The organism is Microbulbifer sp. A4B17, from assembly GCF_003076275.1.
Lineage (GTDB): Bacteria > Pseudomonadota > Gammaproteobacteria > Pseudomonadales > Cellvibrionaceae > Microbulbifer.
Genome location: NZ_CP029064.1, coordinates 416,253 through 436,494 on the forward strand (window position 1 = coordinate 416,253; position 20,242 = coordinate 436,494).

A 20,242-nucleotide genomic window follows, 5' to 3' on the forward strand; every position below is an offset into this window, starting at 1 on the left:
TTCCGTTCAGAAAAAGAGGTCCACAGCCAGGTAACTGCTGCTGGTCACCGGTTGGCTCAGCTCCAGATCCTCGTTGGCGCGGCTGCCGGAGAGACCTAAATAGAGGGTGACGCTGTCGCTTGGGCTGTAGGAAAGTTCGGCAAAACCGCTGCTGCTGGACTGATCCAGGCCCTGAAGTAATCTGGCGGTAAGGCTCCAGCGGCGGTCGCCAAACAACTTTGGCCAGGTGGTTTGCAGCAGGGCATAGTGGCGCTGTACAAACGGGTGCAGCGGGCGGTTGCGAGATGGCCCCCGGCCCGCTGACGGCAGGGCGGCGAGCTGCGGGTTGCGCAGTTCGGCCTCGCTAAGGGCGTAGCCGTTATAGATAAGCTCCAGGCCGGTTTCGGCGCCGGAAGTGGCGCCGTAGCGCAGATTGATCACACCGTCCCAACGCCAGTGACTGCGGTTTTGCGTCAGCTCGATACCTGTGTCACTGGATTCCGCGTAACCCCGGGAGGCGGCAAACTCTGCACCGAGGGTCCAGGCATCGCCGAGGCCGTGTTGGACGTAACCGCCGGCATAGGGCTGGAAACCGCCACCACCAGCGGCGACAGCGCCGACAGTTGTCACCTGCCCCTCAACCCAATTCCACTCGGCTCGGGTCAGCTGGAAGCTGCCTCCGCTGTCGATGGCGTCTACGGTATCCAGGCGGGGGTCCGCCACCAACAGGCTGGCGCGCGCCCGGGCGGAGATATCAGTACTGGCAAAAGCCATGGGTTTGCCGGGAATATCCCGGCGCGGTGTCACGGCGCCGTTGTCGGGAAACAGTCGGTTCGTAGGGCTGTAGAGCAATGATGGCCCCCAGCCCTGCAGGCGCTTGCCAGCGCCGAATCGGGTTCCCTCTTCTGTTTCGTAAAGCAGGTAGCCTTCGGCAAACCAGTCGGGGTAAGGATCTGGCATTGTTGCCGGACGCTCATCTTTGTCCGCAGCAAGGCGGGGTTTGAGAACGATTCGGGTGCCGTCGCAATAGCCTTTGGTGCAGCGCATTTGTAAATCCAGGCGCAGCTCGGCGGCGCTGCGCCGGGTGTCGTCATCTCCCAGAGTCTCAGCCAATCGCTCACGTTCATAGATCGCCTGCAGGCTCAGTTCGTAGTCACTGCGCCAGGTTTTGCTATTGCTGCTGGTATCGAAGGCCCACTGGGTCTGGCCCAGGACAGGCATAGCCACAGTGAATGTGGCCAGGGCAATCAGGCGCTTTCCAAGGCTTTGCTTTCGCACGAGGCTGCCTCCGTGATTACCGTTCGCGATTGCTGCACTATCGGGTTGTAACGCTCGCGCAGGCGGCGCTTAAGAGTTTTACCGGTGGCACCTATGGGGAATTCAGCCCAGTCGATCACCCACAAGTAATCCAGTCGCTGATGGCCCGGGAGCAGGGCATTGAGGCTTTGACGCAGGGATTCTGCATCTGTCAGGTCGACACCTGCCTGCGGAGCAACAACGGCTGCCGGTACTTCGGGCCCTTCCGGGTGAGGACGTAAACCGAACACACAAGTGTCGAGAACACCGCCTTGCTTTAACACAACCTCCTCCAGTGGCAGGGTGTAAACCGGCCCTGCGGCACTGTGGATCACGTCCACTTCCCGGTCCAGGTGAACGATTTCTCCATCGCTGCCCTGGCGCACCATATCCCCGGTAAACCACCAGCCATCCAGCGTTGAGGCGTAGTAGACATCATGGGCATTCCAGTATCCGTCGAACATGCTCTTGCCCTTGATCATCAAGCGCCCCACCTGGCCTTTTTCCACAGGAACACCATCGGCGTCGGCAATCTTGATCATCGGACCCAGGGGGGTCTTGCGTCCCACGCGGCGGTCGAAGTGCTTGGTCCAGGGGGTAGTGATTCGCAGGAGCGCCGCGATTCCCACTTCACTGGAACCGAGGCCATCCACAAACAGTGAGCCGCGCCAGGGCAAGCCCAAGCGGGTGAAGAAGGAGCCGTGAGCGATAAATGCGCGCTGCTGCACCTCGTGGCTGGCATCGGCGGTAGTACCCCAGATACGCACGCTGTCCAAGGGCTGGTCCAGGGCCCCGGATTCCATCAGGCGGGTGTAAGTGATAGGGAACCCAAAAAAAACACTGGGCTTGCGGTTGTGTAACTGTGACACCAGCTCCCTTGCTTCCAGCTTGTCATCCAGGATTACGTGTATCCCCATCATCAACATGCCGTGCAGGTAGAGATGGGAAACCTGGTGGTTAAGTGGCAGGGCAAAGCAGGCCAGGTCACGGGTGGAGATTGGGTTGAACAGCACTATAGAGCGCAGGGACTGAGCGATGCCTTCCTGTTTCAGAATCACGCCTTTAGGTACGCCGGTGGTACCCGAGGTGTGGACGATATAGAGCGGGTCGGCGGCACCTCGCGGGGATTCTGGCACCGGGGCCAGAGGTTCAAGCAGCAATACAGCCAGGCTGCGTACCTTTGGAGCCAGGTGGTTGTTGCTATCCGTAAGAACTGTACCGGTCAACCCGCTAAATAAAGTGCTGCCAGCGCCGTTTGCGGTGAGTTTTTGCCAGCCACTGGTATCTGTTACCAACAGTTTCACCCCCATGCGCTCCATATAACCTATCGCTGTCTCGGGGGCGACATTGCCGTTGATGGGCACTGCGATAGCTCCGATACGCAATGCGGCGACGGAGAACAGGAAGTAGTCGAACTGGTTGGCTTTGTAGATTGCTACCCGATCCCCTGCACTGACACCCAGGTGGCTCCAACAGGCCGATAGCTGGCGCACGGTGCGGAGTATCAACGCGGCACTCCAGTGTTGTTCACGGCTCCAGCTAAGTGGTCGGGTGAGTTCGATCAGCTCGCGGTCACCGTGGCGGCGCGTGGCAAATTCCAGTGCTTGATCGACGCGGTTGTCCCAGCTGGCCAGCAGGGAGAGACGCCCCCAGTAACCGAGTCGCAACAAAACAAAAGTCAGGTAGCCCAATACCAGGATTAAGGGGACAGCAATGGCGTAGCTCATGGTGCATCAACTCCGGTGAGTGGGTGACAGCTCGTCCAGCAGCTTGCGCAGCTCACCCAGGAAGGGTGCTGCGAATTCTGCGTGGATGTCGGCAAACGCCGAGCGGCGATAAACCAGATCCAACTGCATCCGGCCATTGACCGTGGGCGTGTAGAGAATGAAGTCGTAGGGCGGCACCAAGCAGCCGAAACCCACGTAGCTTTGGGTTTGGTGCTCATCTGAGCCAAAAGAAGAGAAATCCTCTTCTATTCGCCCGGGATTGGAGTAACAGGCATTGGTACCGAGTGCCCGGTTCAGCAGGCGCCGGGCTAGGCCGTGCAGGGGGCGCAGACGCAGTATCGGCAGCAGGGTTTCCAGTCTGGCGAGTTCAGTGCTGACCCGATCATTGCTCCGAGCTTCTGCCATGGCACTGTGCATGCTTTCTATCAGCGCCGGGGTGCTCTGACCGGTGCGCAGGCGAATCCCGATGGGGATCAGGTAGTTGCGGAAGCTGTGATCGTAGCGTTGATCAATTAGCCGGCGCAGGCTCACCGCGCAGGTCATGCGCAAATAGCCGGATTTGTGCCGGCCGGAGGTTTCCATCAGTCGCGCCAGGGCGGTACACAACAATGTGTTGATAGTGACCCCATTGGTTTTGGCTGTGCTGGCCAGGCGCTCTTCCAGGGCTCTGGGCATCAGGCTCTGGAAAAAATCCAGGTGTCCGATTTCCCGGTTGTTATCGTCAGTCTCCCAGCGCTGTCCGCGCAGCTTTACCGGCATGCCACTGTCGTTGCGCATCAGATCGAGTCCCACGCTGGCGAACGCCTGTAGCCAGCGATAGCCGCGCTTCAGGGGGCGGAACCAGTCTGGACGAATTTCCGGCAGTGGTGTGAAGGGCAGTGGTTGATTGGTGGCAACGGCACCAGGCACGCCGCTAATATGGGCGTAGTGATCGATAATCGCGCGCAGCAGCAGGCAGTCACTGCGGGCGTCGGCGACACCGTGGTGGCTGCTCAGGTAGACGCAGGAGTTGTGTCCATTGCCACCGTTGACCAGCAAAACCTGAAGGGGCGGACGGTCGCACCACTGCAGGCGGTGCGTTGAGCTGAAGTCCATCAGCAACTGGCGAAAATCGTGGTCGTTGAAATCGCAGGCGCCTACATACTCCAGGCAGTGGACCCATTGATAGGACCCGGTATTTACTTCATATAGCTGCTGGCCCTTGGGGCGGGTGCGCAGCAGCGGTATCTGGCGCACCGCGCGCTGCACACTCTGCTCCAGCAACTGTGGTTGAATCCGCCCACTGACAATCAGGATCTGGTTGGTGTTGACGTTGGCCAGCTCACCTAAATGGATAAAAAACTCGGCCATGGCATCGATGGGCTGGGGGGCCGTAAAGGCGACATTGGCGGCTGTTGTAGATGCGGTGAAACTGTCCATAGCCAACTCCTCAGATCACTTCGGCAGTTGCAGCCTTTTCGGCCTCACTGGTTTTGGAGTTTGTAGGTTTGCCGGCATACCAGGCACAGAGGCCCCAGACTTCTTCGGCGGATAGAGGTTTGACAGGCTCGGTGCGCCCGGTAACGGCATCCAGGCGGGAGCGGTCGAAGTGCCACTCGATGCGCATAAAGCGCTGGTTGAGCCTGACGGCCCGATCGAATTTTTGCTCGACAGAGGTGGTGGGATTACCCAGGTGTGCCTTCACCCCGGCGACATCCGCCCAAATCTGCACCATTTTTTCCGCCGGTACTGCAACGCCACCGGAGCAGTGGAATACCTCAAATTTTCCGGGATCTTCGCTGCGTAAGGTCAGTGAACAGGCGTCAGCGCACAGTTGGTCCACGGAAACCAGGTCCAGGCGCGGCTCTGGCAACAGGTCGATGGCGAGATCGCAATTCCCGGCGCCGGCGACGGCCAACATGGCATCCTGGAACATGTAAAAACCAAAACCGTTGCGGTGCACCCAGTGGGTGTGGCGGTGGCCCACAACTACGCTGGGGCGGAAGATAGTGATCGGCAGGCTGTTGCGCAGTGACAGCAGGTGCAGGGAGTGTTCTGCACTCCATTTTGTAGTCTGGTAGGTATTCACCATCTGGCTGAAGGGGTGCAGCTCCTCCTTCACTTCACCGCCAGCCATACCTGCGACATAGGCCGTGGAAACATAGTAAAAACGTCGGCATCTGGGGGCCTGTTGCTGAACGGTTTGGTAGAGCCGTGCGGTATTGCCCACATTGGTGTTAATGGCGGTTTCCAGTTTATGAGGCGAATAGCTCATCTCCGCTGCCACATGCCAAACCTCGGTAACACCGCTGAGGTCGGTTGTGGCGAGGATATTTTCCAGCTCGCTGAAATCGGTATCGATCACAGTCAGGTGGTTCTCAACCGCGCCGCTCACATCCAGCTGGCAGCCGTGCGCAGCGGTGAGTACGGCATTAATCGTGCGGATACTGTCTGGATCGTTGCGGGATAGGGCGATGACTTTAACACCGCGAGCTAAAAGGTTTGCCGCCAGTGCGCTGCCGACAAAGCCGGTTGCGCCGGTAATGAGTACCTGGTGCACTTTCACACTCCTTGTATTTCCGATCGGTGGTTTGGCGGAGGCGCAGCGCGCCTCCGGGCGGGAAAATCAGAGTTCGATAATGTGTTCGTCGACTTTCACACCGACGTGGCGGCCGGGCTCAGTGCCGAATCCCAACACGCGATCGCCGGGCCTTAGCTCGGTGACATTCAGCGGGGTCGCCTTGTCGGAGAACACGCGCACATGCCAGTCGTCCTGCATGATGATGTTGACCTTGCGGTTTTGCGGGAAGGTGGCTTCGATCAGTAGCAGCGGGCGGATTTCCGTTTTGGTGCGCCCCACGTAAACCTGGCGGGTTTCGCCTTTGGAGTTCACCGTGGTCAGTTGGCTGCCGGCACGCAGCTCGCTGATATAGCTGGTGCGATCATTGCTTTGGAATACATAGCTGTGTACGGAAGCGGCGTTGATACGGAATGGGCGCAGCTCCATATAGGGCAGGTGGAACACTTCCGGGCAGCAGAGAATACCGCCGGTAGAGGTGGAACCCACCAGGATGCCCTCATCCGGATTGAACATATGGGTAGTATCGATACAGGCTCGATAGCCCAGACCCAGATGAGTGATGCGATCGATGACGCCCACTTCAATATCAATTTTTGGTGAAGTTTGCGCATCCATCTTGTTGGCAAAACGGTCGAACTGCTCCATGGATGTGAAAGAGGCGAGGACGCCGTCACTGCCCAGTTCCAGGACGCCGAGCGCGATTACTGCATCGTCCACATCCTGGTTGACCTCTTTCAGCAGAACGGTGTTGGTTTTGTGCAGTTCTGCAATTACCAGCTCAAGAGGAATATTGGTGGGATCTTTGAAGGACACCATCAGGTGGTCATAGTGCATGCCCTGGTGAAAAGACGTGTGCAGGCTCTCGGCATTATCTACATGAATACGCAGACTGGTGCGCAGGCCGGCTTCACTGGCTGCGCTCAGTATCTGGGCCTCGTAGCTGGATACGATCGCGGGTTTTTCTTTACCGGCAGTTTCCTGTAACAGCTTGCCGAATTTTTCCCACTCACCCATATCCTCCAGGTGAACCACTCGCTGCAACCTGGGGGAAACGGCTTCATTTAAAAGCTCAAAGTTATCGGCGTAGAGGACAATCCCGTTGTAACGGCCCTGACCTAGACGCTGGATAATAGCCTTGCGGGTTTCTTCATCCAGTGTCTTGAGCACATTGGAGTCATACCAGAGCACGTGCTCGCGATTTTCGCGCACTTCTGTGGTAGCGGGAAAAAGCGCGGTGTTGGCGGGCGGAGCCGGCTCCAGTGGCGTAGTGGGCTCGCGCTTCGATGGGGAAGCTTTTTCCTGTGCACTTTTGCGGGCTTTTTTGGAAGTGGCAGGGCGTTTGCTCTCAACTTGTTCCATGTCGGTTTCCTGATGACGTTTGAAAAACTGTGGAGCTGGCTGAGGGAACTGGCTCTGTAATTGAGTCGGGTGGTTGGAAACTTCCCCACCAATTGCTTCCCTGCATCTGGCCAGCGGCCATAAATACCGGCGGCTAGACTAAGTTCGAGGGGGGTGAACGTCACCTAGCAGAACTGTTAGGTGCGATTGTTTGGCGCCTCTGTTAACAATTTTTACAGGTGTGCCAATTGAGTTTTTCGTCACCGAAAAGTGTATTTAATCCACTTCCCCATACCTGAAACAGGTACGTACGTATGACGGTTTTTTTGCGCGCCCGGTGATGGGGCTTCCCTATTGAATCGGGCCTATGAGCTTATTTATTGAAGATGGACTTGTTATCAATCGGTTGAGGGGATTGGTGAGAGGGAGGATCTCGGGAAACGCTAGGCTTGATAAATAAATTTTCGTCAAATTGATCTATGCTAACTGCTCTGCACCAACGCTCGATATATTTGCGCGGTTAATCCGTTTTCCCGATAGGCCTATTCCAAGGGCAGGCATTTACATCGGGAAAATTTGAATAGCGGTAATCGGACCGCAGATGGAGACAGGCGGACACTTTTGACAGGGAGCGTTGTGTGAATTAGATCACAGGTACCACTTTCATCTACCCTTGTATGCCATCCTCGACGCCCCCTAAAATTACCGCCAGCGGTAGCTGTGTGCCGCCATTAAAAAAATAGAGCAAGTAATGAGTAGCAACGACACAATACGACTTCTCCTGATTCACGATACCCCATCGGAAGCCCAACGCCTTGTGAGTATGCTGCACAACGCAGGCCGCCCCAATCGAGCACAGCATGTGGCCAGCGAGGCAGTGTTTAACCGCTTGCTTCAGGACAAAACCTGGGACTTGGTGATCGCTGCCGAAAGCAGCACCCAAGTGCCGCCCTCAGTTGCCTTGCGGACCATCAGTAAGCTGCAAAAAGACGTTCCGGTAATTATGTTGACCGAGCGCAGCGGCGCCCAGCCTGTGGTAGAGGGGCTGAAACTCGGGGCCCGCGATGTAGTGGTGGTGGATGAAGACCAGCACCTTCTCTTTGTGATACAGCGGGAGCTGGTAGCGCTGGCAAATCGGCGTCAGGCGCGTCTGCATGACCGCCGCTATCACGCCACCCTTAAGCGCGCCAAAGAGCTGCTCGACAGCTCCAAAGATGCCATTGCTTATATTTCCGATGGCCTGATTGTCTACGCCAACGACTCCCTTGCCGAGCGTTTTGGCTACGACTCCGGCGAGGATATTGAATATCAGCCGCTGATCGATATGCTGGCGGAAAATGAGCAGGAGGCGGGGCGCGAATTCCTCAAAGGTTGTGCTATCGACAATAACGAGCTGGAGGCGAAAGAGTGGAAATTTACCGCCAAAACCGCCTCCGGTGAATCCCTGCCCACCCGTGCAGAAGTGCTCAGTACCACTTACGATGATGAGCGCTGTCTACAGGTGCGCATTGCTTCGCGCCGGGGTGATACAGAGCAGCTGGAAGCGCAGCTCAGCGACATCAAGAACCGCGACCCGCTCACTGGCCTGTTTAATCGTCAGCACTTCCTGCAGGTACTGGATTCCAGCATCAAATCCGCTGCGGACTCTCACAATACTGGTGGTCTGATGCTAATCGAAGTGGATCGCTTTGAAGATGAAGTTCTGAAAGTTGTGGGGGTGGCCGGCGCCGATGCGCTGCAAAAAGGCATGGCGGAATTACTCAAATCCTGCCAGCGCAGTGGCGATACCCTGGCTCGATACAGTGAGGATGCCTTCTGCTTGCTCAGCCCGAATACGACCCCGGACAGCATCGAGCAGCGCGCGCGGGACATGTTGAAAAAGATTTCCGACACCATCTTCGATGCTGATGGCAAAACTCTGCAAATCACCGCATCTATCGGTATTTCCCTGATGAGTGAGGCCTCCAGCGGTGCACAGCAGGTGCTGGACCAGGCCCTATCTGCCCACAAGCAGGCTCTTGGTGAAGAAAAGAAAGGTGGGAATTTTGCGCTCTATGAGCCGGATACCGAAGGTGGTGCCGACGCGGATACCTATCACCGTGCACGGGTGGTTCAGGCTTTGGAAGCCGGCAACCTGAAGTTGCTCTATCAGCCAATTCTCAGTTTGCAGGGAACCGGCGAGCAGTTGTACGAAGTTTTGGTGCGTATGCTCGACGACAAGGAAGAGCTAGCGCCGCTGGCCTTCCTGCAGGAACTCGGCGATGCGGGCTTGTCGGCGAAGATGGATCGCTGGGTAATTATCACCGCGATCAAAGCCGCTGCCGCCGCCAGGGCTGAGGGCAAAAATATTTCCCTGATGCTGCATATCACAACTGCCTCACTGGTGGATAGCAGTTTGCCCGGCTGGCTGGCGGTTGCCTTTAAAGCAGCCAAGGTAGCGCCGGGGACGGTTATCTTCCAGTTGCGCCAGGAGGACATTAACAGCAACCTGCACGCGGCCCGGGACTTTACCACTCAGGTACAGCAATTGGGTTGTCGCGTCTCCGTGTGTCATTTCGGCACCGGACTCAATCCGTTCAAGGCGCTGGAGCATGTGAAAGTGGATATCGCCAAGATCGACCCCTCTTTCGTGCGCGAAGTTCAGGATGAAGGTGAAAGCAGTGATTCCCTGTCAGGGCTGGTACAGCGTTTGGGTGAGGCGGATACCAAGGTGATAGTGCCCCATATTGAGCAGGCCAGCATGTTGCCGACTTTGTGGCAGACCGGTACCGACTACATTCAGGGCTACTATGTGCAGGCACCAGCGGAAGATATGAATTTCGACTTCAGTCTCGAATGATTTCACGCTTCAAGTGTTAAAAAACCGCTCCGCCTTTACAGGGGGGCGGTTTTTTAATGTCTGTAAATTAGACGTTGTAGCGGCTGCGCAGGGCGGCGATGGTGTTGCGGGCCAGTGCGCCGTATTGTGGTGCCGGAGCCGGTACCAGCTCCCCGGCAGTACTCTCATTCCAGGCGCGCTGGATATGGTTCTGCCCCGCTTCCTGCTTATAGATCCTTGCCAGGCTAGCCTTGTAATTCTGGCTGGTGACCGTATCCACATGATACCAATGGGCCTTGGTGCGGGAGTGGGAAACATCCATCAACAGATAACCGCGCTGGGTGATCTCCACCCACTTGAGGTGTGGTATCAACCCGTCCATGGCGATGGAGGCGACATCGGTCAGGTGGGATTTGTCCAGGAAGCTGGAGGTTACCCCGGGGGTGACAAATTCACCGCCGAGGGCACCGCGACCGGTCAAGCGCCCGTATTTCAAAATGCTGAACGGATTGCTGGCCAGGTCCCAGGCCCAGGAGCTGTGGATATCTCCGGTGAGAACTACGAAGTTGTCGATATTATTGTCCGCAATATGATCGAACAGGCGCTCGCGGGAAGCGGTGTACCCATCCCACTGATCCATATTCACAGACAAATCCCGGGCCAGGGTGAGTTGCGCCATCATTACCTGTTGCCCCAATACCCGCCAGCGCACGCCATCCGACTGGGATTGGGTCAGACTGTTATGCAGCCACTGTTCCTGTTGGGCACCGAGGATACTGCGCTCCGGGTCATCGGCTGTCTGCTGATCAAACCATTTGGCCTGCTCGGATCGCGCGGCGACGCGGGTATCCAGCATCATCAGGTCCATCAGGTTGCCGAAGCGGAAACTGCGATAGATTGCCTTGTCACCAAATAGATCAAAGATGCCGTTATCGCGGATGGGCATCCACTCGAAATAGGCCTGGTTGGCTACCGAGCGACGTATAAACCAGTCGCCTTCACCGTCCTGGGGATTATGGTTCTCGGCACCTCCGGCCCAGGCGTTATTAGTGGTTTCATGATCGTCCCAGACACAAATAAACGGGTGCTGGCGGTGCACTTCCTGCAAGTCAGGATCGGAGCGGTACTGGGCGTAACGCTGACGGTAATCCTGGATATCCACCATTTCCTTGGCGGGGATTGGCTCGCGGCCCAGTCCTGTGTCGGTACCGTAGCCGCCGGGCCCATACTCGTAGATGTAGTCGCCCAGGTGCAGCACCACATCCAGGTCTGCGCGTAGGGCAATCTCCCGGTACACATTGAAATAACCCATGGGGTAGTTGGAGCAGCTGGTAACGGCAAAACGCAGCTTGTCCACATGCCCGGTGGGTAGAGTGCGGGTGCGACCTACCGGCGAGTCGATACCGTTAGAGTAGAAACGGTAATAGTAGCTGGTGCCGGGCAGCAGGCCGCTGGCGTCCACTTTGATTGTGTAGTCCACCTCGGGCCCGGTGATGCCACTGCCGCTATTGACTACCATGGTCATTTCCGGGTCCAGGGCGATCTGCCAGGTGTAGGGCACCATGGACTGGAATTCCGGATCGGCGGACGGGGTGATACGGGTCCAGAGAATTACGCGATCTGCCAGGGGGTCACCGCTGGCTACGCCGTGCTGGAACGGCTCCTGGCCGGAACCATAGGCTTTCAGTAGGGGCAGGGCCGCCAGGCCGGCGCCGGAAAATTGTAGAAACCGCCTCCGGGACAGAGACATGGGGTTCTCCTTATAGTGCTTGTTATAAAGGAACCGCAGTCTGAATCTGTAAAGTGAACGATGTATTAATCCCCGGTCAGTATTTTTCTCCCCTTACTGTTATTAGTCATGAAATTCGTCCTAAGGGGCCAAAACTGAGACATTAATCTGGTTTCTTGGCAATTAGCGGCATGACCGTCGGTAGCTGAGGCTCGCACGAGTGATTAGCGCGCCAGGCAGCGGCGGGCATAGAGGCCCCTGTCGTTTCTCATCTGCGCTCTCTCAGGTATCCTGTGGCGCAAATTGAAAAGCTGAATTCAGGGAGTAGACCCATGTTGCCCCGTTTACTGTGTACCAGTCTGATCGTTGGCGGCCTTGCCGTTGCCGGAGGCTGTTCCAAGTCGGAGCCTTCCAAGGCCGAATTAGACAGTGCGAGTGCGCCGATGAAGGCGTCCGCTGTAATCGAGAAGAAGCCCGGCGTTGAAAAGGCGCCGCAGTCCGGTGTGGACTACCACTCTTTCGCCAACAGCAATGATTACCAGGTTCAACACCTGGATCTGGACCTGACTGTCGACTTCTCCCGCAAGGTTCTGGAAGGTGAAGCCAAACTGGACTTCAAGCGTCTCAATGACAAGAACCTGCCGATGGTGCTCGATACCCGCGAGCTGGAAGTGGTTTCTGTATCCGCCGATGGCGCGCCAGTAAAATTCTCTATGGGCGAGAAAGACAGTCACCTGGGCACTCCGCTGAATATTGAGCTGCCGGAAGATGCCGATAGCATTACTATCCGCTACCGCACAGCGCCGGGCGCTTCTGGCGTGCAGTGGCTGGAGCCCCAGCAGACTGCGGGTAAAAAGCATCCGTTCCTGTTTACCCAGGCCCAGGCGATCCACGCGCGCAGCTTTATTCCGCTGCAGGATTCCCCGAAAGTTCGTATCACTTACAACGCCACTGTACGCACCCCGAAAGAGCTGCGCGCAGTTATGAGTGCGAACAATGACCCGCAGTCGGCCAAAGATGGCGTCTACGAGTTTGAAATGCCCCAGCGTATCCCCTCCTACCTGATTGCCCTGGCGGTTGGCGACCTGCAGTTCAAGCCCATGGGCGAGCGCACCGGTGTCTACGCTGAGCCCTCCATGCTGGAATCTGCAGCAGCGGAGTTTGCCGATACTGAATCCATGCTGGAAGTGACAGAAAAGGCGTATGGCCCCTACCACTGGGATCGTTACGACCTGCTGATTCTTCCGCCCAGCTTCCCCTTCGGTGGTATGGAAAACCCGCGCCTTAGCTTTATCACTCCGACGGTGATTGCCGGCGATAAGAGCCTGGTGGCCCTGATTGCACACGAATTGGCCCACTCCTGGTCCGGCAACCTGGTGACCAATGCCAGCTGGCGCGACCTGTGGCTGAATGAAGGCTTTACCACCTATTTGACCAATCGCATTATGCAGTTCGTCTACGGTGATGAGCGCTACCAGATGGAAATGGCCCTGGGCTATGACGATCTGCAAGCGGATCTGGCCGATAAAGAGCCCCGCGATGAGATTATGGCGATCGACCTGCGCGGCCGTGATCCCGATGAAGTCTTCTCCAATATTCCCTATGAGAAAGGCTCCCTGTTCCTGTATGAGCTGGAGCAGAAAGTAGGCCGCGAAGCGTTTGACCGCTTCCTGATGGAGTACTTCAACCACTTCTCCTTCCAGAGTATCACCACCGAGGATTTCGTTAAGTACCTCGACAAGACCCTGCTGGTTGAGCACGCCGACAAGCTGGACCGCGATCGTATCCTCCAGTGGATCTTCGATCCGGGTATTCCCGAAGGTGCGCCGCATCCGCAGTCCGATGCCTTCACTAAATTGGATCCAGTGCGTCAACAGTGGTTGGACGGCAAACTGGCGGCGAAGGATATCGATACCAAAGGCTGGACTTTCCACCAGTGGAAATACTTCCTCGATGGTATGCCGGAGAAACTGACGGAAGCGCAGTTAAAGGAACTGGACAGCGCCTTTGGCCTGACTGAATCCCGCAATAACGAAGTGGCTTTCAGCTGGCTGATGATTGCAGTGCGCAATGACTATGAGCCGGCCTTCGAGCGCCTGGAGAACTTCCTTACCAGCATCGGCCGAAACAAGTTCCTGCGCCCGCTGTATCGCAATATGGTTGAGAGCGGTAAAAAAGATGTGGCTGCGCGTATTTTTGAGCGTGCCAAGGTGGGTTATCACCCGCTGACAGTGAAAGTTAACAGCCTGGTTATCTACGGTAAAAAAGAGGGCTAATCCTCTCTTTTCCCCAGCTGCCGCAATTTCCCTACAGAATATCTGGATTGCGGCAGCTTCCCTTTCTTTCTTTCTTTTCCCGACCAATTTGGCTAATACTAAAGTTTTCTCCGCAAAGCATTCTTATAGGCTTTTTTTCAGTTTGTTTTTATAAATAAGCGAACTGGTACGATAGCGTGATTAATACGCCAGATTTCTGGCATAAAAATCATTAAATCGCTGTTCAAATGGATTACCTTTGCGTACTCTGCTGCCCCAGAGATTTCACTCAGGAAGGGAGGCACCTATGTATAAACGGGCTTTACTATTGGTTGTCCTGGGACTTTTTATTGCCAGTTGTGGGCAAAAACCCGGCCCCAGTGTTTGTACGGATAACAACAAGCGGCCGAGTTTTCCTTTTCCTCATGCGATGCTTTAAGAGCTAAGTTGAATTATTTCCCTAGCCTCGCGATTTGTTGATCGTTGAGTCCAAACAGGTAGAGGGCGGCATCCAGGCCAAACAGGTTGATGGCCTGGGGCGCCTGTAGTCTCACCTTGGGCTTGGGATGAATGGCGATACCCAATTCCCCCAGATTCAACATGGGAATATCGTTGGCACCGTCACCCATAGCGACCACGCTTTCCATCCCCAGGTCTAAATCCCTGGCAATTTCCTGCAGTAATTTGCGTTTGCGATCGCCATCAATGATGGGTTCCACCACTTCACCGGTCAGGGCTCCATTGGCGAATTTCAGTTCATTGGCGTGGGTATAGTCCAGGGGCAGGCGCTCTCGTTGCAGGAATTCTGCGAAGTAGGTAAAGCCGCCAGAAAGCAGTGCCGTTTTACAACCCAGTGCGTGCAGGGCTGCCAGTAATTCATAGGCGCCCTCTTTTAGCGGCAATTCCCGGGCAATTTCCGCCAAACGCTGTTCGGAAAATCCTTTAAGCAGGGCCATGCGCCGTTTGAAGCTCTCGCAAAAATCTATGTCCCCGGCCATGGTGGCCTGGGTGATGGCGGCGACTTGGTCGCCAATACCGGTAATTTTTGCCAGCTCGTCGATAACCTCGGCATCGATCAGGGTTGAATCCATATCAAAGCCTGCCAGCTTCGGCACCCTCTGGGTAACGGAGGCCTGGATGGTCAGGTCTACTCCCAGCTCATCCGCTACCCCCAGGCAGGCCAGGCGCGCGCTGTCGAAATCGAGATCGCCATCAATTTGAAAGCGAATGACGGTGCGATCCTGTCTCTGTGCCAAAGTATCGGTGGCGAAGAGGCTCCACTGTTGCTCGTCAAAAAACCGCAAAAGGTACTGGAGTTGAGGCAGGGACACAGAGTGGCTCAGCAAGGTGATACACCAGATGGCTTCAAGTGAACCCGGTTCTTCAGGTATCGGAGCGAAGTCGGTGGTTACGCCGGGGAAGGGCGCAGCACCGGAATATTCCAGTCCGAGTCTGGCGACCTTGTCGCGGTAATTCAGGTAGCGCACTGTACTGCTACTTGAAGCCTGGGCAATCTGTTCCAGGGAGAGGTGGAATTCCTGTGAATTTATTTGATCACCCATAAGCTCTATCCCGTTTGTATAAAATGTCCGGCGCATTATAGCTCTTGTGAGATTCTTCGCTAAAATTGCTGCTCCTTTATTTGAAGTATTGCTGATCTACCTGGGTATTTAATGGGGTCCTGGTCCTGGTCTTGGTCCTGGTCCAGGTCGAGGAGGGGAGATAAGAAGTTTTTCTTATCGGGCGCGTTGAGTTGAACTATTTCGTTGCTAGCTTTACCAATCGCTGAGGAATTAATTGGGTATGCACAATTTTAGTGCCTGCCGCTAAAATGCCCGCTGCTCCAAAATAGCTGGGGCGATAGTAAAAAAACAATACACAAGATATCTGCTGCAGTTTATGTCAGTTTCATTTGTATCCATTATTCGAAAAATACCGGCCCAGTTTTCACAATTATCCAAGCGTGCGCGCCAGCGTTTATTGGCTGTGACCATCTGGGTAACGCTGGCAATATTCTGCGCGGCGGCGCTGGGGCATTTTTATGGTCAGCAGCGCACTGGCGCTATAGAGCGGGACAGGATTACTGTGAAGGCGGCAGCTACCATTCTCGCCGGGCAAAGTTTGGAGAGTATCGTCGCCGGGGATCGCATCAGCTTGCAGTTGATCGCCCGGCAGCTGCTAGAGCTTCCGATGGTTTCCGGCATTTTAATTGAGGATGTGGAATCGAATTCCCTGGCCGAAGTGGGCGACCTTAAAGGGGGAGAGACAATCACTGAGCCAGTAGTCCTGCACGATAGTATTGCCGGCAATATCACCCTGGCGTTTGTGCCTGGAAATTCCATTACTTTTCCCTGGGCCAGCTTGTTGCTGACCCTGGTTTTTGCCCTGCCGTTTAGCGCGGTTGCGGCCCTGCTTACCGGTAGCTTGTCCAGGGGGCGCACATTGCCTGCACAGGCACCCCAGTCAGTGGAAGCTGTCACCGAGGTTGCCGAGCCCAGTGTGGGGCTCTATCTCCGTCCTCTCAATTGGGCGCAACTGGGCAATCAGCTGAGCCGCAGTGCACTGGAAGGATTACAGCGGGAACTGGATGGGCGCATGCGCTTGTTGCAGCGTATCTATGGCGCCGACCCACTGAATCATGCCGGGCCGCAGATTGGTCTGGATTTCTCCGGCACCGATGCAGCCTTCCGCGCGGTTTGCTGTGGTTTACTGCTGCGTGAAATGCAGAGTGTGAGTCGCGCTACGGGCCTCAAACTGGCTCTGGCAGTAGTCCCATCCCAGCCACAGTGTCCAGATTTCTGTGCCGATCAACTGCTCAATCAATCCCGGGGCCTGTTTTTACATCCAGAGTTGCTGGAAGACAGCTCCCTGTTGGGGCGTATTGAGCACCATGGTGCCGGTTGGGCGCTGGAAGTGACTGGCCTGACGCCTTCCTATCAAAAACTCCTCAACAATCAGCTACAACAACTGCTTGGAGCCGAAGCCACTCCCCACAGAACTCCCGTGGGGTAGGTGACTGGAAGTGCCTTGGGGTTCTCTCTTGGCGCCTGCTTTACGTTTACGTTAACGTAAACTCTTGCTAGGCTTGATGGCATCTTGAGGAAGTCGTTATGAAAGCAGAAGCAAGCCAACCGGGGCCCCATAGTTACAGCATTTCCGAGCTGGCGCGGGAGTTCGATATCACTACCCGTGCCATCCGCTTCTATGAGGACAAGGGCCTGCTCAATCCGGAGCGTCGCGGCCAGACCCGCGTCTATAGTCCCGAAGAGCGTGTGCGCCTAAAGCTGATCCTGCGCGGAAAGCGGCTGGGATTCTCCCTGGATGAGAGCCGTGAAATTATCGATATGTACGACCCGGCCCACGGCAATGTGGAGCAGTTGCACCGTCTATTGGAGCGTATCGCGCAAAAGCGTCTGCAGTTACAACAGCAACTGCGGGATATCGAAAGCCTGATGGAAGAGTTGGATGAAGCTGAATCCAGGGCCCGTGAGTCCCTGGCTCAAAGCGATGACAGCAGCGTTTCCTAAACAGATTTCGGCACTGTGCCAAGAGTGGCGCAGTTGCCTCATGTGGTATTGAACAGCCGCCAAGGCGGTTATTTGAATTAAAGACATTTTTAAATATCAGTGGAGCCGTTATGAACACCTCCTACCCAACCCTGAATTTCGGTCTCGGTGAAGACATCGATATGCTCCGTGACATGGTTTACAAGTTCTGCCAGGCGGAGCTGGCCCCGCGCGCGGCGCAGATTGATGAAGACAATCTGTTTCCTGCGGATATGTGGAAAAAGTTTGGCGAGCTGGGTCTGCTGGGCATGACCGTGGAAGAGGAGTTCGGCGGTTCCAATATGGGTTACCTGGCACACGCTGTGGCCATGGAAGAGATTTCCCGCGCCTCTGCTTCTGTGGGCTTGTCCTACGGTGCCCACTCCAACCTGTGCGTAAACCAGATCCGTAAAAATGGTACCCGCGAGCAGAAGCTCAAGTACCTGCCCAAGCTGTGTTCCGGTGAACATGTAGGCGCCTTGGCCATGAGTGAACCCAACTCCGGTTCCGACGTGGTAAGTCTGCAACTGCGCGCCGAGAAGCGCGGTGATCGCTTTATTTTGAACGGCAATAAAATGTGGATCACCAACGGTCCCGATGCCGATACCTATGTGATCTACGCTCGCACCGAGCCGGGCATCAGCTCCGGTGGTATCACTGCATTTATCGTTGAGCGCGGTTTCGCCGGCTTCTCCCAGGCGCAAAAGCTCGACAAGCTGGGCATGCGCGGTTCCAACACCTGTGAGCTGGTGTTCGAAGACTGTGAAGTGCCGGAAGAAAATATCCTCGGTGAACTGAACGGCGGTGTACGCGTATTGATGAGCGGTCTCGACTACGAGCGCACGATTCTCTCTGGAGGCCCTGTCGGAATTATGCAGGCCTGCCTGGATGTGGTGGTTCCCTATATTCACGAGCGCAAGCAGTTCGGCAAGGCCATCGGTGAATTCCAGCTGATGCAGGGCAAGATCGCCGATATGTACGCTGACCTGAATGCCAGCCGCTCTTACCTGTACGCTGTGGCCCGGGCTTGTGATCGTGGTGAGGACTCGCGCAAGGACGCCGCCGCTGTAATCCTGTTTACTGCGGAGCGCGCAACACAGATGGCCCTGCAGGCTATCCAGACACTGGGCGGCAATGGCTACATCAACGAGTACGCCACTGGTCGTCTGCTGCGCGATGCCAAGCTCTACGAAATCGGCGCGGGCACTTCTGAAGTGCGCCGTATGCTGATTGGTCGCGAGCTGTTTAAAGAGACCCGCTAAGGCTGGGCATTTCTTCTCGCCGCCGGCGCCTGCCGGCGGCAGCTGTCTCCAGCCGGGCACTGCGGCAATAAGCTGCGCCCTGTGGAGGTCTTTTCTCCGGGAAAGTGAATCGGACTTTATGAATCAGTTGCAGAGCAAAATAAACACGCGCGATACCGCCTTTGGCGAAAACCGCGAGCAGATGCAGGCGCTGGTGGCAGACCTGCGCGAGAAAGTGGAAGCCATCGCCCAGGGCGGCGGCGAGCGCGCAAGGGAAAAACACCTGGCGCGAGGAAAATTATTGCCACGGGACCGTATCGATGCGCTGCTCGATCCGGGTAGCCCTTTTATGGAATTTTCCCAGCTGGCCGCTCACGAGGTTTACGGTGAGGATGTTCCGGCCGCGGGTATTATTACCGGTATTGGCACCGTTTCCGGTCAGCCCTGTGTGATAGTGGCTAACGATGCCACTGTAAAAGGTGGAACCTATTATCCCCTCACAGTAAAAAAACACCTGCGCGCGCAGACCATCGCCGAGCAGAACAATCTGCCGTGCATTTACCTGGTGGATTCCGGTGGTGCTAATTTGCCGCGCCAGGACGACGTTTTCCCAGACCGTGAGCACTTCGGTCGAATCTTCTTTAACCAAGCCAATCTCTCTGCACAGAATATTCCGCAGATCGCGGTGGTTATGGGTAGCTGCACCGCCGGTGGAGCCTATGTGCCGGCTATGGCAGACGAATCCATTATGGTGAAAGAGCAGGCCACCATCTTCCTGGCGGGCCCGCCCCTGGTGAAAGCGGCCACCGGTGAAGAAGTTTCTGCTGAGGAACTCGGCGGTGCCGAGGTGCACTGTCGCACTTCCGGGGTTTCCGATCACTACGCCAATAACGACGTACATGCGTTGCAGTTGGCGCGCCGCTCTGTAGCGCGCCTGAACCGCATCAAAAATCCCGGCCTGGATATCCAAAAGCCAGTGGAGCCGATTTATCCACCGGAAGACATTTACGGCGTGGTGCCCAAAGATTCGCGCCAACCGTTTGACGTGCGCGAGATTATCGCGCGGGTTGTGGACGGATCTGAGTTCGATGAATTTAAAGCGTTGTACGGCACCACCCTGGTAACCGGTTTCGCCCGTATCCAGGGCTACCCGGTGGGAATTGTTGCCAACAACGGCATCCTGTTTGCGGAGAGTGCGCAGAAGGGCGCGCACTTTATTGAGTTGTGCGCGCAGCGCAAGATTCCATTGGTTTTCCTGCAAAATATCACTGGTTTCATGGTGGGCAAACAGTACGAGGCGGGCGGCATCGCCAAACACGGCGCCAAGATGGTGACCGCTGTCGCTACCGCCAAGGTGCCCAAAATTACCATCCTCATCGGCGGCTCTTTCGGCGCCGGTAACTACGGTATGTGTGGCCGCGCCTACGATCCCAACTTCCTGTTTATGTGGCCCAATGCGCGCATCTCGGTTATGGGAGGGGAACAGGCTGCTGGCGTATTGGCCCAGGTGAAGCGCGACCAGATGGCCGCCCGAGGGGAATCCTGGAGCGAAGAGGAAGAGCACCAGTTTAAGCAGCCGATTGTGGATAACTACGAACACCAGGGGCACCCATACTACGCCTCCGCGCGCTTGTGGGATGACGGCGTTATCGATCCGGCGGATACCCGCCGCGTGCTCGGTCTGTGCCTGGCGGCGGCCAGCCACAAGGAACCGGAAGAGACCAAGTTCGGCGTGTTCCGCATGTAAGAAACCG

General features: G+C 56.2%; 13 protein-coding genes. 6 read left to right on the forward strand and 7 right to left on the reverse strand.

Annotation, left to right across the window (positions count from 1 at the left end):
- Positions 1-6: 6 nt before the first annotated feature.
- From BTJ40_RS01830 to BTJ40_RS01850, 5 genes are all read right to left on the reverse strand, one after another.
- Positions 7-1,257: a hypothetical protein gene (locus tag BTJ40_RS01830; protein ID WP_108731521.1), complete on the reverse strand. Its 1,251-nt coding sequence runs from the start codon at positions 1,255-1,257 to the stop codon at positions 7-9.
- Entirely contained in the window at positions 1,227-3,002 is a 1,776-nt protein-coding gene (locus tag BTJ40_RS01835; protein ID WP_108731522.1) for a class I adenylate-forming enzyme family protein, read from the reverse strand. Before BTJ40_RS01835 ends, BTJ40_RS01830 begins: the two co-directional genes overlap by 31 nt.
- Before the next feature lie 6 nt (positions 3,003-3,008).
- Entirely contained in the window at positions 3,009-4,421 is a 1,413-nt protein-coding gene (locus tag BTJ40_RS01840; RefSeq protein ID WP_108731523.1) for a hypothetical protein, read from the reverse strand.
- A 10-nt stretch (positions 4,422-4,431) separates the two neighbouring features.
- Positions 4,432-5,541 (reverse strand): SDR family oxidoreductase, encoded by a 1,110-nt coding sequence (locus BTJ40_RS01845; RefSeq protein WP_157953857.1) that lies wholly within the window; start codon positions 5,539-5,541, stop codon positions 4,432-4,434.
- A 66-nt stretch (positions 5,542-5,607) separates the two neighbouring features.
- Entirely contained in the window at positions 5,608-6,921 is a 1,314-nt protein-coding gene (locus BTJ40_RS01850; protein ID WP_108731525.1) for a 3-dehydroquinate synthase II, read from the reverse strand.
- 730 nt (positions 6,922-7,651) lie between these two features.
- Here BTJ40_RS01850 and BTJ40_RS01855 point away from each other — a divergent pair.
- The gene (locus BTJ40_RS01855; protein WP_108731526.1) at positions 7,652-9,739 is read left to right on the forward strand and encodes an EAL domain-containing protein; all 2,088 of its coding nucleotides are present in this window, start codon (positions 7,652-7,654) and stop codon (positions 9,737-9,739) included.
- Positions 9,740-9,806: 67 nt separating this feature from the next.
- On the opposite strand, the gene BTJ40_RS01860 is transcribed toward BTJ40_RS01855, so the two are convergent.
- On the reverse strand, positions 9,807-11,468 hold the full coding sequence (locus BTJ40_RS01860; RefSeq protein ID WP_108731527.1) for an alkaline phosphatase: 1,662 nt from the start codon (positions 11,466-11,468) through the stop codon (positions 9,807-9,809).
- A 311-nt stretch (positions 11,469-11,779) separates the two neighbouring features.
- On the opposite strand from BTJ40_RS01860, the gene BTJ40_RS01865 reads away from it, so the two are divergent.
- Entirely contained in the window at positions 11,780-13,723 is a 1,944-nt protein-coding gene (locus BTJ40_RS01865) for a M1 family metallopeptidase (protein WP_108731528.1), read from the forward strand.
- 431 nt (positions 13,724-14,154) lie between these two features.
- Here BTJ40_RS01865 and serB read toward each other — a convergent pair whose 3' ends face one another.
- Positions 14,155-15,264, reverse strand: coding sequence for a phosphoserine phosphatase SerB (serB, locus tag BTJ40_RS01870; RefSeq protein WP_108735130.1), 1,110 nt, complete (start codon positions 15,262-15,264; stop codon positions 14,155-14,157).
- Between the two features lie 337 nt (positions 15,265-15,601).
- On the opposite strand from serB, the gene BTJ40_RS01875 reads away from it, so the two are divergent.
- From BTJ40_RS01875 to BTJ40_RS01890, 4 genes are all read left to right on the forward strand, one after another.
- Complete coding sequence (locus tag BTJ40_RS01875) at positions 15,602-16,714, forward strand: hypothetical protein (RefSeq protein WP_192879371.1); 1,113 nt, start codon at positions 15,602-15,604, stop codon at positions 16,712-16,714.
- Positions 16,715-16,812: 98 nt separating this feature from the next.
- Entirely contained in the window at positions 16,813-17,229 is a 417-nt protein-coding gene (locus BTJ40_RS01880) for a MerR family DNA-binding transcriptional regulator (RefSeq protein WP_108731529.1), read from the forward strand.
- A gap of 110 nt (positions 17,230-17,339) precedes the next feature.
- Positions 17,340-18,509 carry an isovaleryl-CoA dehydrogenase gene (locus tag BTJ40_RS01885; RefSeq protein WP_108731530.1) on the forward strand — a complete coding sequence of 390 codons (1,170 nt, stop codon included), beginning with the start codon at positions 17,340-17,342 and terminating at the stop codon, positions 18,507-18,509.
- 118 nt (positions 18,510-18,627) lie between these two features.
- Positions 18,628-20,235, forward strand: coding sequence for a carboxyl transferase domain-containing protein (locus BTJ40_RS01890; RefSeq protein ID WP_108731531.1), 1,608 nt, complete (start codon positions 18,628-18,630; stop codon positions 20,233-20,235).
- Positions 20,236-20,242: the final 7 nt, after the last annotated feature.